Source organism: Streptomyces sp. NPDC001568 (assembly GCF_042893755.1).
Classification (GTDB): domain Bacteria; phylum Actinomycetota; class Actinomycetes; order Streptomycetales; family Streptomycetaceae; genus Streptomyces.
The window spans coordinates 72,357-85,699 of sequence record NZ_JBIAVF010000002.1 but is presented as its reverse complement, the minus strand read 5'-3'; the positions used below and the strand labels follow the sequence as shown (position 1 = coordinate 85,699).

The window sequence follows — 13,343 nt, the reverse complement described above, 5'->3', positions numbered from 1 at the left end:
CGTCACCCGCCTGCGTCACCCGCCTGTGTCACACGACTCCGTCAGACGAATCCGTCATGCGGACCCGGAAGCAGGACCTCCACCCCGCGCCCCCAGGGGTCCGCGACCACGACCAGCCCCGCCGCGGCCAGGGTGCCCAGCGCCTCGGCGCCCGCGTCCCGCGACACCTCCGCCGCCTCGAGGACCTCCTCGCCGGTCCGGCTGCCGTCGCACAGCCGCATCAACAGGGCCGTGCCCGCCCCCACGCGGTACGTCAGGACCGGCGCGCTCCACCGGCGGTGCAGCAGTACCACCGTCCGCCCGGCGGGGATCTCCGCCGGCGCCCCCACGGCCGTCACGTCGTGCTCGAACACCTCGACGCGCACCGTCGCCGGCGCCATCGGGTACCCCCGCAGAACCCGCTCCGGAGTCCGTCGCAGGGCCGCGGCCTCCCCGGGGGCGATCTCCTCCCAGCGCCGCGCGGCCGAGGCCGCCACCCGGTCCTGGAGGAGTTCGTACTGGCGGAGTTCCAGGCGGGCGAAGTCCCGCAGGTCCGCCGGGAAACGTGCGTCGGGGGAGGCGAGGAAAAGCCGGCCCTCCCGGGCCGCGTCCAGCGGATGGTCGCCGTCCGCCGTCCGCACCGTGCCGGACAGGTAGGACTCCAGGGCGGCCGCGTGGTGGCGCTCCGCCTCCCGGACGGTCTGCGGCATCGCCACCCCCAGGACGACGCGCGCCTTCGCGCTCACCTCGCGCGCCATGGCCTCGTACGCCGCCTGCGGAACGGCCGCGAGGATGCCCAGCTCCTGCTCGGACAGGCCGTAACGGGCGGCCAGCCGGTCCGGGTGCCGGCGCAACTCCGGGCACAGCCGGCCGGGGGCGGCGAGCAGCGCCGCGAACGCGGCCTGCACGCTCATGTCGCCGTCCCCGTCCGTGCGCCTGCCCCCGCTGCCGCGGGACCGGCTCCGCCCACGGGCGCGCTGCCGAGGGGGAGTCCCACGACCGGTCGCGGGGGTGTCAGGGGCTGCTGCTCGTACGCCGGTGCGCACAGGGGACGTTCGGTCATGGGAGTGCCGCCTTTCGGGGATTCGGCGTGGGCCACTGCCGCGCGTACCGCGGTACGGAACCCGCACGGAGCGCCGTACGGGCCGCGCTCGCGGCACCGGACCAGCTCAGCACGCCCCCACCCCCGTCCGGTGTCCTGCGAACGGTCGATCCGCCGGCCCGTCGGGAGATCGCGGGGGCCGCCCCGAACCGGGAGCGGCGCCGGGCCGGCTCGTCCGGATCCCGCCCGACCGGCGAGGTCCGAAAGGGACGGCCCAGGTGTCGTCCCGCGACGGACCGTCCGGAGGACAGGACGCCCGGAGCCACCCTCCTAGCGTGAGAACAGGCGTCCCACCGGACGTCGACCTTCCTACGAAGGAGCCCGCGATGAACGCGTCCGCCCCCACCCCGCACCGGTCGTACGCACCGGCCGCCACCCTGCCCCTCACCCTCGAACTGTGCCCCGGCCGGCGCGCCGACAGCGGTGACAAGCGGCTCTGCTACAGCCCCAACTGCGGCTGCGCCGCCAAGAACAGCGCCGAAGGCCCGCGCCGCGCCGCCTGAACCAGGAGCCCCGTCGGGCCGCTCCGCGCCGTGCGCGGCGCGGCCCCGGCGCGGACGCGTTCCCCACCGAAGGGCGGCATCCCCGTGAGCCAGAACCTCCTGCACCGCATCCTCGACTACGAGAACCGTGCCGACCCGTACCCGCTCTACGAACTCCTGCGGCCCACCCCCGTCCACCAGGAGGCCGACGGCCCGTACGTGATCAGCGCCTTCCGGGACATCCAGGACCTGCTCCACGACCCCCGGGTCAGCTCGGAAGCCCGGAACCTCGCCACCACGGCCGGTGATCCGCTGTCCGAGGCGGAGGCCGCGACCGGATCCGCGGACGCCGGTGAAAACCCCGCCGGAGCCGGGTCCGGACAGCTCCCGCCGAGCTTCCTGCGACTGGACCCGCCGGAGCACGACCGGCTGCGCCGCGCCACGATGAGGCAGTTCGGGCCGCCGCACACCCCGCACCGGGTGAACGACATGCGCCCCGAGCTGGAGGCCGCGGTCGACGACCTCATCGACCGGATCGGCGCCCGGGGGGACCCGGGACACATCGACGTGGTGAGCCAGTTCGCCTACCCGTTCCCGGTGACCGTGATCTGCCGTCTGTTGGGAGTGCCCCGCGAGGACGAGGCGCGCTTCCACACCTGGGCGGACGCCATCGCCGCGAGCCTGGACCCCGACCCGGACGAGCCCGACCCCGCGCGGCGTCAGCACGCTTCCCGCGACGCGCGGCTCGCACTCGGCGGATACCTCGCCGAACTCATCGAGGAACGCCGGCGCCGACCCGGCGACGACATGCTCTCGCAGCTGGCCTCCGCCACCGGCCCGGACGGCCCCCTGAGCACCATCGAACTCCTCACCACCGCCGCTCTGTTGCTCATCGCCGGACACGAGACGACGGTCAACCTCATCGCCAACGGCACCCTCACCCTGCTCCGCCACCCCGAGGCGCTCGACCGGCTGCGGAAGAACCCCGGCTACGCGGCGCCCCTGGTCGAGGAACTGCTCCGCTACGAGCCTCCGGTCCAACTGCTCCCGCAGCGCACCCCGCTCACCGACATCGAGGTACGCGGCACCACCATTCCCCGCGGCGCGTCGATCTGGCTCGTCCTCGCCGCCGGCAACCGGGACCCGGAACGGTTCGCCCGACCGGAGCGCTTCGACCCCGACCGCAAGGACCTGTGCCACCTGGGCCTGGGCAGCGGCATCCACAGCTGCTTCGGCGCCCCGCTGGCCCGGCTGGAGGCACAGATCGCGCTGACCCGCCTCGCCACGCGCCTGGAGCGCCCCCGCCTGCTCGCCGATCCGCCGCCGTACCGCCACAACGCCGTACTGCGCGGCCCGCGCCGGCTCGACATCGCTTGCGACGGCGTCTGCCCCTGACGACACCGGCCGGTCGTACGTCCTCCGCTCACGGGGCCACGGCTGCTGCGAGGTCACGTGTCCCGGATCGGCCCGGCCCCCGCGGCCGGGCCGATCGGGCGAGGCGGCGTTCATCCTGCCGGAGGACCTCCTGGAGGAAGCCGCCGGGCCGCGTCCGTTCCTAAGGTCGAAGAAGTCCGCGGCAAGCAGGCCCGCCACAGGTACGGGGCCACCCGGCTCCGCGGACGGCGTCGCCACCGGCGGAAACCGCCCGCACCCGCAGCCCGGGAAGCGCGCGAGCCGCCGCCGCGGAAGCCACGAACCCACCCCGCCCAGGAGCGTCCGTGCCATGTGCACCGTCCGCAGCACCCTCCGCAGCCCGCTCGCCGCGCTGACCGGCCCCACCCGGGCCCTGCGCACCGCCGCCGCCGGGAAGGGAGCCCTCGCCTCCCGCGATTTCCGACGGTTCCTCCTCTCCCAGTCCGCGGCCGGCGTCGGGACGTGGGTGCAGCGCACCGCGCAGGACTGGCTCGTGCTCCAGCTCACCGGCAGCGTCGCCGCCGTCGGACTGGTCGTGACCGTGCAGTGCCTGCCGGCGCTGCTCTGCGGCCTGGGAGGCGGCGCGATCGCCGACCGCTACCGGCGCCGCCCGCTCATGCTCCTGTGCAACGCGGTCAGCGCGACGCTGGCGCTCGTCATGACCGCACTGGTACTGACCGGCACCGCCCGGATGTGGTCGGTCTGCGTACTGGCCGGACTGCTCGGACTGGTATCGGCCCTCGAGGGCCCCACGCGGCAGGCGCTGATTCCCCAGCTCGTGGCCCCCGAAGCCCGCCGGAGCGCCACGGGCCTGGCGTCGGCGGGCTTCCAGCTCGCCCGGATCGTCGGCCCCGCCCTCGCCGGCCTCGTCATCGCCTGCCTGGGGGTCGGCTGGACGTTCCTGTTCTGCACGGGCCTGACGCTCCTGTGCGCCGTCACCCTGCTCACCGTCCGGCCCGCCGAGAGCCGGAACCACGCACCTGCCGGCGCCCGCACCCCGTCCGCGAGGGCAACCCACCGGCACGGGTCCACCGGGGCAGGGCGCCCCGCGCCGGGCGGCATCCGTGAGGTGGTGGCCCACCCGAAGCTGCGCTGCGTCCTCGTGCTGAGCGGACTCATGGGGCTGGTCGGGCTGAACTTCGCGGTCCTCCTGCCGGCTCTGGCGACCACCGGCTTCGGCGCCGCACCGGAATCGTTCGGCATGCTGAGCACGATGCTGGCCGTCGGCGCGCTCGGCGGCGCCCTGCTCGCCTCACGACTGCGTACTTGTCCGCTCAGGACGCTGGCGGTCAGCGCCCTGGCGCTGGCGGTCCTCCAGACGGTCGCCGGGTTCTCCCCGTCGCTGCCGGCCTTCGGCCTCGTACTGGTGCCGATCGGCGCCGCCGCCCTGTGCTTCACCACGACGGCCAGTACCGCCCTCCAGTTGGGCGCCGGCCCCGCCCTCCAGGGCCGGGTGGCCGGACTGGGCATGCTGTTCACCCTCGGCTCGGCCGCCATCGGCGCACCCCTGACCGGCGCCCTCGCGCAGACCCTGGGCCCCCGGACGGCGTTCTGGCTGGCCGGAGCGGGCTGCGCGGCCCTCGCCGGCACGGCCTTCGCCGCCGCAGCCCGCCACGGCCGTCGGCCCCTGCTCCCGTCCGCCCCCACCCCCACCCCGCCCCCGGCGTTCCCCGTGTTCGCGCGCCCGACCCCCGGACCCGTCCGGTCCCGGCGCGCGGTCGCCGGGGCCTGAACCGCCGACGGACGGGGCGGCGCTCCACCGGGCGCCGCCGAGGGACCGGACGGAGAGCGCTCAGGGGGTCGGGGGATGCGCGGTGAGCCAGTGCCGTGCGATCTGTTCGCGCGTGGCGATCCACGCCCCGCCGCGCGACGCGACGTGGTCCAGGAAGCCGTCGAGCGCCCGGATGCGGCCGGGCCGGCCGATGATCCGACCGTGCAGGCCGACGCTCATCATCCGCGGGCGGTCGGCGCCCTCCGCGTGGAGCGCGTCGAACGTGTCGATGAGGTAGGTGAGCATGTCGTCGGCGGTCGTGAAGCCGTGGACGATCAGGAACTTGAAGTCGTTCGCGTCAAGGCTGTACGGCACCACCAGGTGCGGACGCCCGGCCGCCTCGACGTAGAACGGCAGGTCGTCCGAGTAGTCGTCGGAGTCGTAGAGGAACCCGCCCTCCTCGACGACGAGCCTTCGCGTGTGGGGGCTCGTCCGGCCGGTGTACCAGCCGACGGGCCGGCGGCCGACGAGCCGCTCGATGGTCGCGATCGAGCGGGCGATGTCGGCGCGCTCGACGTCCTCGGGCACGTGCCGGTAGTCGATCCAACGCCGACTGTGGCTCGCCACCTCCCAGCCGGCGGCGGCCATCGCCCGCGCCGCGTCCGGGTTTCGTTCCAGTGCCTGCGCCACGGCGTACACGGTGAGCGGCACCCCGTGCGCGGCGAGCGTGCGGTGGACGCGCCAGAAGCCGGCGCGCGAGCCGTAGGCGAACAGCGACTCCACGTTCAGCTCGCGCCCGCCGACCACGGGCGGCGCGCCCACGAGTTCGTGGAGGAAGCCCTCGGAGGTCGGATCCCCCTCCAGGACGTTCTGTTCGCCGCCCTCCTCGTAGTTGAGGACGAGACTGACGGCGACGCGGGCGCCACCGGGCCAGGCCGCGTGCGGCGGCTCGGCACCGTAACCGACGAGGTCGCGCGGGTAGTCGGACACAGGCGGCAATGTACCGCCGACGACCGGGCGGACGGCGAGTGGCCACGCCGCTGCCGGCCCTGGCGACAGCCCTGCGCCCGGCCCGGCAGGCGGGGACGCGCGGGGCTGCCGGGTCCCGACCGGCCCCGGGGTCGCGACGGCGCGTGCGCGTGGCGTGCAGGGTGCGGCGGAGCCGGCCCCGGCGGATACTGGGCACGGCGGGAGCATCCCGTTATCCCCGGCACTTGGAGGTTGCCATGCTCCGTCGGCCGATCGCCCGCCGTGTCGGGCTCTGTCTCGCGGCGGGAAGTGCCCTGATGCTCGCCGTGACCCTACCGACCGCGGCCACGGCCGCCGTCGGCGACGTGCAGGTCTCCCTGAGCAGTCCCGGGGACGACGGACAGCTCATCACCGCCCCGCGCAAGCTCATCAAGTCTCCGGAGGACGGCCGCTGTTACACCGTCAAGGAACTCTTCCCGGACGCTCCCGCGGGCAGCACCTTCGGCTCGGTCGGCAACCACAGCTCTGCGGCCGTGTTCGTCTACCAGGGCGAGAACTGTTCGGGCGCCCCGTGGGACCCGACGCCGCTCAGCGCCGGAATGGTCACCATCGGCGCCCCGATCCAATCGCTCAAGATCAAGCCGGGGCCATCCCTGGAAACGCCGCCGGTCAGTCCCCCGCCCGCCCGGCCCTGATCGCTGCCCCTCGGCGATGACACGGTTGCCCCTTTTGGCTATCGGGATTCCGTCGATACCGGGTCGAGGAAGAAGAGACACTGGTTCGCTTTGAATTCGCCCACCTCGGCGACAAAGCGGAACGCATCGCCGGCGCGGACGCCGGCGGGGGTGTTCCGGCCGGTCAGCTTCAGTTCGAGGATGTTGACGTCCTCGTACTTGAACGCCGGGCCGATCACCGTCTGCGGGCCCTGGTCGCCCGGGCCCAGGAGGAAGTCGTAGCGGGTGTCGTAGTCACCGTGGGGCGCCATGTGCACGATCGAGCCGTCGAAGGCGACCGTCCTGCCCTTGTACTTGGTCGCGAAGGCCGCGTTCGCGCCGTCGCAGGAGTCCGACGTCTTCAGCAGCGCCGCGAACTCCGGGTTGTTCTGAGTGGTGATCACCTCGGCGGCAGCCGACCCGGCCGCGATCGGAGTCGACGTGGCCGAGGGTTTCGCGCTCGCGGTGGCCGCCGTCGGCTTGTTCGACTCGCCCTTCTTGTCGCCTCCGTCCTCGAGTGCCGCGCCCACGCCGATGATGACGGCCAGGAGCGCGAAGCCGCCGATCGCGGCGCCGATCAAGAGCCGCGGCAGGGGCTTCTTCGGCCGCCGGAATTCGAGCGTGGAGCGCAGCACGCCCGGGGTCTGGTCCACGAGCTCCCAGCCGTCCTCCCGCAGCTTCGAGATCACCGAACTGTCGGTGCCGCGAACTGCCCGCACGGTCTTGTGCTCGTACTTGATCTCGTCGGCCATGCGGCTCCGCGCCCCCTGAAATGAACTGTCCGTACCAACTGCTGCGCGAGCATAAGGGACCGCGCGAGGAATGTGGGTCGCTGTCAGGCCTGCCGGGACGCTGCGGGTGTGGTGAGCTCGGCGTTGGCCCTGGCCGTGACGTGGGCCAGGGCGCGGGCGGCGACCTCTCGTTCGGACGTCGGGAGGTCGCCGTACAACCGCTCGGTCAGTCGGGCCACGGCGTCGGTGAGGGTCTGCTGGACCTCGGCGCCCTTGTCGGTGAGGGACGCTCGGGCGCCGTCGAGCAGTGCGGCATCGGCGAGTTCGTCGAGCAGGGTGCGGGCCTGCGCCGTGTCGACCTTGAGTGTCGAAGACACGTGGTCGATGGCGCCGGCGCGGTCGTGCCCGTCGGCGATCGCCTTGAGGGCCACGGACTGGTGGAAGGTCAGGCCGGAGGAGGCGAGGAGTCGGTCCCGGACGGCTGCGATCGCGTGGTAGGCGATGCCGATGGTCTGACCGACGAGGAGGGGAGCGGGGGAGGAAGGCGTGGTGCTCATGGGTGAATCTCCTTGCGGATTCGGCGCGTTGAAGCTCCGGCCATCAAGCGGAGAGCTCTCCGGTTGGTTGGGTGCAACCTTAAGTGGAGAGCTCTCCGATTCTCAAGGGGTAAACCGGAGAGCTCTCCGCTACGTCCGTTACGCTGCACCACATGACCGCCCCCACCGAGCGCGCCGATGCCGCCCGCAATCGCCTCCGCATCCTCGACGCCGCCCGGCGCCTGCTCGCTGCGGACGGCTTCGCCGAGCTGTCCCTGGACGCGGTGGCCAAGGAAGCCGGGGTGGGGGTCGGCACGGTCTACCGGCGGTTCCACAACCGGGCGGGGCTCGTCTACGCGCTGATCGAGGACAACGAGGTCGGCTTCCAGGAAGGGTTCGCGCGGCGCTGCGCCGACGGGTCCGCCCCGTCGGCCGCCGACCGCCTGCGCGCCTTCCTGCACGGCATGGTCGAACTCGTCGACACGAACCGTGAATTGTTGCTCCTGGCCGAGGCGAGCGCGCCGGCGGGGCGCTATCGCAGCGCCCCGTTCCGTCGGCACCACGAGCAGGTCGTGGGCATGGTCGCGGAGCTCGCCCCCGGTGTGGACGCCGCCTATCTGGCGGACCTGCTGCTCATGGCCTACACGCCGGGCCTCTTCGACCATCAGCGCAGCGAGCGCGGTTGGGACGTGGACCGCGTCAAGCGCGGCCTCGACGTGCTGATCGCCGGCATCGAGGCCGTCGGAGCGGCCGATCCCGATCGGCCGCGGTAGCGCCGTTGGGTCTCGACGCCTGGGATCGCGGACGCCTCCGTTCGGGGGCTCCGTGGTGCACGCTGGAACCAACGGCGGCCCGGGAAGGGTGGTGGTCCACCCCTCCCGGGCCGCGTGCCGCGACGGGTCAGCAGGTGATGGTGCCCTTGCGGAGGGCGTGGCCGCTCGTGTTGCTGTCGTCGGACCAGTAGACGGGTTTGGTCCCGGCGACGCATTCGCCGGCCGGGGCGATCGCGAAGCCCTCGTTGTTCAGGTTCGACATGCCGGTGGGCCGGTTGTGGACGGCCGTCGTCGCGAAGGCGCCCGAGGCGTCGACCCGCAGGGTGTGGTGCCGGCCGGAGCAGGTGTCGTCGCAGACGGCCCACAGGCGGGACGCCTGCGGCTCCCACTGGAGTTCCATCACCGCGGGCATGCCGCTGCCGAGGGCCGCGACGCGGGTGTACGCGCCCGAGTCGGCGAGGACGTAGCCGTAGATCATGCCGGTGCCCTCGACGCCGACGAAGAACACGCCGCCGGTGTGGGCGCCGTAGCGGGCGGGATCGTAGCCGGCCCCGGTCGAGGAGTCCTTGAAGCCCGCGCCGGTCAGGTAGCCGTCCGGGACCCAGGTGACCGCTTCGAGACCGAGGTTGGGGCCGACCGCGGGCAGGTCGGAGGTCAGGTTCCACTCCCGGGTGGCGGTCAGGGTGCCGGCCGAGCCGCTCACGTCGTAGCGCAGGACGGACAGTCGGCTGGTGCCGGAGGCGTCGCCGTTGCGCTCGGAGGCGACGTACACCCCGGCGGCGGCGCCCGAGCCGGTGACGGTGACGCCCTCACTGTCCGGCGCCCCCGAGCCACCGGGGAAGCGCAGGGTCTTGCCGGAGGACCAGCCGCCGGTGGTGTCGGGGGTCCAGCCGCCCGAGCCGTTCGGGACCAGGCGCCACAGCTTGCCGGAGTTCTGGGCGCCCCACATCACGGCGCCGTCCTGCTGGAGCCCGCTCAGGTCCTGGCCGAACACGTTGGAGGCGTCGGCGTTCGCCACCGAGGAACCGCCGGGCCATGCCACGGGGGTGGTGCCGCCGCCGGTGCCGCAGGAGTTGGCGGCGCCGAGGGTCGGTGCGCCGGCCTCGAACGCTCCGGTGCCGTCGGGGCAGCGCGACCACGACGGGTCCGAGTGCTTGCTCCAGATGAAGCTGTCGACGAGCGTGCTGCCGTCCGGCAGGTACAGGCGCGCCTTGTCGGAGGAGCCGAGACCGAAGGAGGAGTGGACGTCGAAGGAACGGAAGGCCCCGGGAGCCAGGGTGGTACCGGAGGCGATCTTGTACTTCGAACTGTTGCTGTCGTCCTTGAGGATCCAGCCCGAGACGTCGACGGCGGCGGCGCCCTTGTTGTACAGCTCGATCGAGTCGTCGACGTCGCCGGTCGTCACCACCTCGTTGATGCGGATGTCATCGGCGGGCGCGGCCTGGGCGGGGGCGCCCGACAGGGCGACGGCCAACGCCGTGGCGGCGACGGCCGGCCAGAGGGCAAGGGTGCGGCGCCGACGGGGTGCGCGCGATTCGGTCACGGTGTACTTCCCGAGGATCGTGGAGCTCGTTCGTGAGCTCAGGACCGCCCGAGGTTCGCGGCCCGGCCCGAACAACCGCCCCCCGCGACATGGGCGGATCATGAACGCCGACGGAACGCGTCGTGCGCCGCCCCCCCGGGCCGCAGCGGCGGCACCCGCGGCAACACCCGCGCGGCAAGGCTCGGGTGTGGGCGGCCCGCATGCCCCGTCGACGTGAAGGCAGCGGCCGGCGCCGTGCGCCCTGACGTGCGCCCGCGCGCCTCCGCACGCCCCCACGGGAGGGATGGCCGCCGTGCGCAACCCCCCTGACGATGAACTGCCGTCGCGTTCCGGCCGGCCGGAACGCGACGGTACGCCGTCCGGCGGTTCGCGCGGCACGGTGCGATCCGGCCGCCGGGCATCGCGGCGCACGACTCCATCAGGCACCACGAACACGACGGGGGAACGATGGGACGACGCTGGCTGATCACGGGATGCTCATCAGGACTCGGGCACGCGCTGGCCACCGCCGCGGCCCGGGCCGGGGACGAACTCGCGGTCACCGCACGCAAGACCGCCGACCTGGAGGAACTCGTGGCGGCCTGGCCCGGCCGCATCGTCGCGGTCCCGCTGGAACTGCGTGACGCCGCCTCCTGCCAGGACGCCGTCCGTACGGCGCTGGACCGTCTCGGGGGCATCGACATCCTCGTGAACAACGCAGGCGTCGGACTGTTCGGCGCGGTCGAGGAGGTGTCGGACGCCGAACTGCACGATCAACTGGAGACCCTCGTCGTGGGCCCGTGGCGGCTCACCCGTCTCGTCCTGCCCCTGATGCGGGCGCAGGGACACGGCCACATCGTCAACGTCTCCTCCGTGGTCGGCCGGATGGCCTTCCCGGGCCTGGCCGCCTACGTCGCCGGGAAGCACGCCCTCGAAGGCATGAGTCAGGCCCTCGCCGTCGAGGCCGCCCCGCACAACATCCGCGTCACCGTAGTGGAACCGGGCATGTTCGCCACGCGCTACGGAACCTCCATGGCCGAAGCCCGCCACAGGGTCCCCGCCTACGACGTGACCAACCGCGAGATGCTCGAAGGAGCGCGCGCCCTCGCGGACAACCCGGAGACGGGGCGGCCCGAGGACTTCGCCGCGCGGGTCCTCGACATCGTCGCCGCCGACACGCCCACACCCCTGCGGATCCCGGTCGGCGACGACGCGTTCGGCTACCTGGACCTGGCGGAGCAGGCCTCCCGCGAGGAATTCGCCGCCGCCCGTGTCCTCATACAGGGGCCGGGGGCCGCCACCGGCGTGACCCCCACCGCGGTGGCGTGAGCCGGTCAGTCCGCGGCGCCGTCGGGGTCCCCGCCCGGTCCCCGGTCCCGCTTCCCGCCCGCGGCGCCCCGCCGCTCGGCCTCACGCGCCGCCCAGGCCGCCGGGTCGATCCGGGAGCGGGAGCCGCCCCTCACCTCCGTCGCGTCCAGGTTGACCGTCCACACCCACAGGACGACGGCCGCAAACAGGAAGGAGCCCGCCAACCCGAGCGTCGAGTCGATGTTCTCGGACACGGACTGCGGGTCGTCCCCGAGGAAGGCGGGAGGACCGTCGACGATCATGCTCACCCACCAGGCGAGGGCCGCGTTGAAGACGAGGAGGGCGATCCAGTACAGGATTCGTGCGGCCTTCGCCGGGCGGCCGTGCAGGGGACGCAGCAGGAGCAGGCGCCGCACCCTGCCCGGTCCGCCCCGGTGGCGCCGGGACGCGGCCTCGAAGCTGCGTACCGACGCGTAGCACTCGTCGAGCCAGTGGCCCGGCTCCGGGTTCGGGACCGAGGTCGGGGCCAGCTTCTTGGCCTCGATCCAGCTGGTGATGAACCGGACCTCCATCTGCGCCCGCTCCAGCCTCCTGCGGTAGTGGTGGTCGGCGCTCCGCGATTCGCGGCGATCCCTGATCAGGAGGCTGATCCCGCCCACCAGGCCGGTGACCACGGGTACGAGGAAGGGCGCGAACGAGGCCAGGGACTCCAGGCCGGCCACCGGCCTCACCTCCTCACCCGGTCGGGCGCCCGTGGGTCACCCTCAGGACCGGCTCCCTCCAGCCTGCATCCCCCGCGGCGGCCCCACCGCTCCGTACGGCCGATCGGGTGGGTCCCCGCCCCGAACTCCGGCTCCGCCGTTCGCGGGACCGGTCCTGCCGGCCCCGGTCCCGGCCATCCCGACCGTCACGACGAGAAGCGAAGGACCGCCGGGACGGCGATCAGGTCGCCGGGTACGGGGCGGCCTTGAGGCGGCGCGCGAGGTGGGCCGTGTTCGCCGCGAGGGTGGCCGTGGTGCCCGCGGTGGCTTCCGGGGTCTTGTCGAGGTCCTGGTAGTCGGTGCCCTGCATGGCTTCGCCGACCCAGTAGGTGACGGCGTTCGGGGCGAGGGAGAAACCGACGTCGTTGAGCCCCTGGAACAGGTCGGCGCTGACCTTGTGGGCGCCGTCCTCGTTGCCGACGACGCAGACCGCCGCGACCTTCCCGTAGGTGAGCATGCGGCCCTCGTCATCGGTTTCGGAGATCTCCGCGTCCAGGCGCTCCAGCACCCGCTGCGCGATGCTGGAGGCGTGCCCCAGCCAGATCGGCGTCGACAGGATCAGGATGTCGGCGCCCAGGATCGTGTCCCGGATCTCCGGCCAGGCGTCACCGTCACCCATGTCCGTCTTCACTCCGGGCCTCACGTCGTGATCCGCGATCCGGATGGTCTTGCCCGTCACCCCGTGCTCGGACAGGGCCGCCATGGTCTGCTCGGCCAGCAACTGGGAACTGGACGGGGCCGGGGAGGGGGACAGGGTGCAGACGAGGGCGACAGCGCGCAGGGGGGTGGTTCCAGTGGTGTCCATGGGGTCCGGCTACCCGCGCACCGGGCAAAGATGTCAGGCGGTGGGGGAGTGTCCCATGAAGGTCAGACGTACCTGGCGCCGCGGATTGTCCCCGTTGGTGTCGACCAGGGTGACCGACTGCCAGGTGCCCAGCTGCAGGACCCCGCCGATCACCGGAAGCGTCGCGTGGGGCGGGACGATCGCCGGCAGGACGTGGTCCCGCCCGTGCCCGGGCGACCCGTGCCGGTGCCGCCACCTGTCATCGGTCGGCAGGAGGGAACCCAGTGCGTCCAGGAGGTCCTCGTCGCTGCCCGCGCCCGTCTCGATGACGGCGAGACCGGCCGTCGCGTGGGGCGTGAAGACGTTGAGGAGACCGTCGCGCCCCCGCGCGGCCTCCTGGAGGAAGGAGTCGATGACCTCGGTCAGGTCGAGGACGGTTTCCCGGCCCCCGGTGGTCACGTCGACCGTGCGCGAAACGAAGGTGTCGAAACTGTCGGCCATGGCCCCATCCTCGTGCCGCGGGCCCGTACGCGTACGGAGCCCGCGGCCTGTGTCGGCA

The 13,343-nt window shown here is 73.3% G+C and carries 14 protein-coding genes; 6 read left to right on the top strand and 8 right to left on the bottom strand.

All coding sequences use genetic code 11. The features are described 5' to 3' along the window. Positions 1-41: 41 nt before the first annotated feature. Positions 42-893, bottom strand: a complete 852-nt coding sequence (locus ACFY0I_RS03460; RefSeq protein ID WP_388889542.1) for a hypothetical protein — start codon at positions 891-893, stop codon at positions 42-44. A 514-nt stretch (positions 894-1,407) separates the two neighbouring features. Between ACFY0I_RS03460 and ACFY0I_RS03455 the strand changes: the two genes are divergently transcribed. From ACFY0I_RS03455 to ACFY0I_RS03445, 3 genes are all read left to right on the top strand, one after another. Continuing rightward, positions 1,408-1,584, top strand: a complete 177-nt coding sequence (locus ACFY0I_RS03455; protein ID WP_388889540.1) for a hypothetical protein — start codon at positions 1,408-1,410, stop codon at positions 1,582-1,584. Between the two features lie 84 nt (positions 1,585-1,668). Continuing rightward, positions 1,669-2,958: a cytochrome P450 gene (locus ACFY0I_RS03450; protein ID WP_388889538.1), complete on the top strand. Its 1,290-nt coding sequence runs from the start codon at positions 1,669-1,671 to the stop codon at positions 2,956-2,958. A 328-nt stretch (positions 2,959-3,286) separates the two neighbouring features. Further along, the gene (locus ACFY0I_RS03445; protein WP_388889535.1) at positions 3,287-4,708 is read left to right on the top strand and encodes an MFS transporter; all 1,422 of its coding nucleotides are present in this window, start codon (positions 3,287-3,289) and stop codon (positions 4,706-4,708) included. Between the two features lie 60 nt (positions 4,709-4,768). On the opposite strand, the gene puuE is transcribed toward ACFY0I_RS03445, so the two are convergent. After that, complete coding sequence (puuE, locus tag ACFY0I_RS03440) at positions 4,769-5,677, bottom strand: allantoinase PuuE (protein ID WP_388889533.1); 909 nt, start codon at positions 5,675-5,677, stop codon at positions 4,769-4,771. 296 nt (positions 5,678-5,973) lie between these two features. On the opposite strand from puuE, the gene ACFY0I_RS03435 reads away from it, so the two are divergent. After that, positions 5,974-6,351, top strand: a complete 378-nt coding sequence (locus tag ACFY0I_RS03435; protein WP_388889531.1) for a hypothetical protein — start codon at positions 5,974-5,976, stop codon at positions 6,349-6,351. 38 nt (positions 6,352-6,389) lie between these two features. Here the strand turns inward: ACFY0I_RS03435 and ACFY0I_RS03430 are convergent, their stop codons facing one another. Together ACFY0I_RS03430 and ACFY0I_RS03425 are read right to left on the bottom strand one after the other, a co-directional pair. Next, positions 6,390-7,121 (bottom strand): DUF4839 domain-containing protein, encoded by a 732-nt coding sequence (locus tag ACFY0I_RS03430; RefSeq protein WP_388889528.1) that lies wholly within the window; start codon positions 7,119-7,121, stop codon positions 6,390-6,392. A gap of 83 nt (positions 7,122-7,204) precedes the next feature. Beyond that, positions 7,205-7,657, bottom strand: coding sequence for a hypothetical protein (locus ACFY0I_RS03425; RefSeq protein WP_388889526.1), 453 nt, complete (start codon positions 7,655-7,657; stop codon positions 7,205-7,207). 152 nt (positions 7,658-7,809) lie between these two features. Here ACFY0I_RS03425 and ACFY0I_RS03420 point away from each other — a divergent pair, with 152 nt between their 5' ends. After that, positions 7,810-8,409: a TetR/AcrR family transcriptional regulator gene (locus tag ACFY0I_RS03420; protein ID WP_388889524.1), complete on the top strand. Its 600-nt coding sequence runs from the start codon at positions 7,810-7,812 to the stop codon at positions 8,407-8,409. Between the two features lie 127 nt (positions 8,410-8,536). Here ACFY0I_RS03420 and ACFY0I_RS03415 read toward each other — a convergent pair whose 3' ends face one another. After that, positions 8,537-9,952: a lamin tail domain-containing protein gene (locus ACFY0I_RS03415; RefSeq protein WP_388889522.1), complete on the bottom strand. Its 1,416-nt coding sequence runs from the start codon at positions 9,950-9,952 to the stop codon at positions 8,537-8,539. Positions 9,953-10,399: 447 nt separating this feature from the next. Between ACFY0I_RS03415 and ACFY0I_RS03410 the strand changes: the two genes are divergently transcribed. Further along, positions 10,400-11,260, top strand: a complete 861-nt coding sequence (locus ACFY0I_RS03410; RefSeq protein ID WP_388889520.1) for an SDR family oxidoreductase — start codon at positions 10,400-10,402, stop codon at positions 11,258-11,260. A 5-nt stretch (positions 11,261-11,265) separates the two neighbouring features. Here the strand turns inward: ACFY0I_RS03410 and ACFY0I_RS03405 are convergent, their stop codons facing one another. The 3 genes from ACFY0I_RS03405 to ACFY0I_RS03395 all read right to left on the bottom strand — a co-directional run bounded on the left by ACFY0I_RS03405 (position 11,266) and on the right by ACFY0I_RS03395 (position 13,285). Further along, positions 11,266-11,961: a hypothetical protein gene (locus tag ACFY0I_RS03405; protein ID WP_388889518.1), complete on the bottom strand. Its 696-nt coding sequence runs from the start codon at positions 11,959-11,961 to the stop codon at positions 11,266-11,268. Positions 11,962-12,181: 220 nt separating this feature from the next. Beyond that, positions 12,182-12,805, bottom strand: a complete 624-nt coding sequence (locus ACFY0I_RS03400) for a flavodoxin family protein (protein WP_388889516.1) — start codon at positions 12,803-12,805, stop codon at positions 12,182-12,184. 33 nt (positions 12,806-12,838) lie between these two features. Beyond that, complete coding sequence (locus ACFY0I_RS03395; RefSeq protein WP_388889514.1) at positions 12,839-13,285, bottom strand: secondary thiamine-phosphate synthase enzyme YjbQ; 447 nt, start codon at positions 13,283-13,285, stop codon at positions 12,839-12,841. Between the last annotated feature and the right edge of the window lie 58 nt (positions 13,286-13,343).